This is a genomic window from Candidatus Oscillochloris fontis, from assembly GCF_004138135.1.
In the GTDB taxonomy this organism is placed as follows: domain Bacteria; phylum Chloroflexota; class Chloroflexia; order Chloroflexales; family Chloroflexaceae; genus Oscillochloris; species Oscillochloris fontis.
The window spans coordinates 1-1,305 of the sequence record NZ_RYFD01000130.1 but is presented as its reverse complement, the minus strand read 5'-3'; the positions used below and the strand labels follow the sequence as shown (position 1 = coordinate 1,305).

Annotated in this window: 1 protein-coding gene; it reads right to left on the bottom strand. The window is 50.3% G+C overall.

The window, feature by feature from the left end; all coding sequences use genetic code 11:
* Positions 1–162: 162 nt before the first annotated feature.
* Positions 163–1,248, bottom strand: coding sequence for an IS5 family transposase (locus EKD03_RS18250; RefSeq protein WP_129633886.1), 1,086 nt, complete (start codon positions 1,246–1,248; stop codon positions 163–165).
* Positions 1,249–1,305: the final 57 nt, after the last annotated feature.

Here is a 1,305-nt window from a genome sequence, read left to right as displayed (position 1 = left end):
CAGGCTGTTGAAATTTGCTTTATACCGACCAATTTCTTCTCTACTCTGATCCGGTTAAATAAGTTTCAGCTCTGGAAGCGGTTATAACGAAGTCCTTAGTTAGGGGTGATGTATTCGAATAGTCCCCAACCGGGGCGGACTTGAAGCAATCAGCATAAAGCTTCATGCCAGCGCCTCCATATTTCGCATGCGGACAAGATTGAATACCGCGATGCACATTGTGAAAAGCCAGCCAACTTTATTTTTCCCTCGAACCTTGGCTTTTCGTATTAGCCCGACAGTCTTTGCCCAGCCGAATATTTCTTCGATTCTTTTTCGCTTTCTTTGGCTAACCGCATAACCCTCATGCCGTGTCGTGCGTCCGTCGACGGACTTACTGTTCTTTTTGCTCGCGATGTGCGGAGTGATATTCAGATCCCTCAGTTCCTCCGCGAAAGAGTTCGCGTCGTATCCTTTGTCGGCGCCCAGTGTGCAGCGTTGGGACCCAGGGATCCTTCCGGCCATCAATAAGGCCGCTCTTCGCTCGGCTCTGCCGTCGGCGAGTGTCACCTCGACGTCTACCGCAAGGCCGTTCCTGTTTTCCATCAGAACATGGCCCAAGTAGGCCAGTTTGGCTTCTGCCCCCTTCGACTTTTTGTATAGCCGAGAATCCTTGTCTGTCTTTGATTCGTGCGTATCGTTGGTTCGGGTTTCTCCATGAAAGTCACGTTCTGGATTGCGATTTCCGCCTGAATGGTCCTTATCGTCGTTGGGGGGAGAATCCTTCGCTTGGAAGCTTTTCATACTTGCCCATGCTTCGATTAGAGTTCCGTCTACCGTGAAGTGCTCATCCGATAGGAACTTCTTACGCTTGGCGCGTTCAACGACCTTGGCAAAGAACAGCTTCGCTATATCAGACTCAAGAAGCCGATCTCGATTCTTGGTGAAGGTCGAATGATCCCATACCGGTGCATCGATGCTCAGGCCTACAAACCAGCGGAACAAGATATTGAAGTCAATTTGATCCATGAGCTGTCGTTCGCTACGAACCGAATACAGGATTTGCAGAATAGAAGCCCGCAAAAGATATTCAGGGGCAATCGAAGGACGCCCGCTAGTTGCGTAGAGCGCATCAAAAGCGGAATCCATATCGCGCAAGATCTCGTTAACCATCGCTTTGAATGGGCGAATGGGGTGCCGCGCCGGTATCCGATCTTCAATACTCACATAGCTGAACGCATCAATCTGCTTCTCTTCGGCTCCCCGCATATTCCCCCCAGGGCAGTATGCCATGAGATGGTCCTATTAGGGAATTTCAACAGCCTG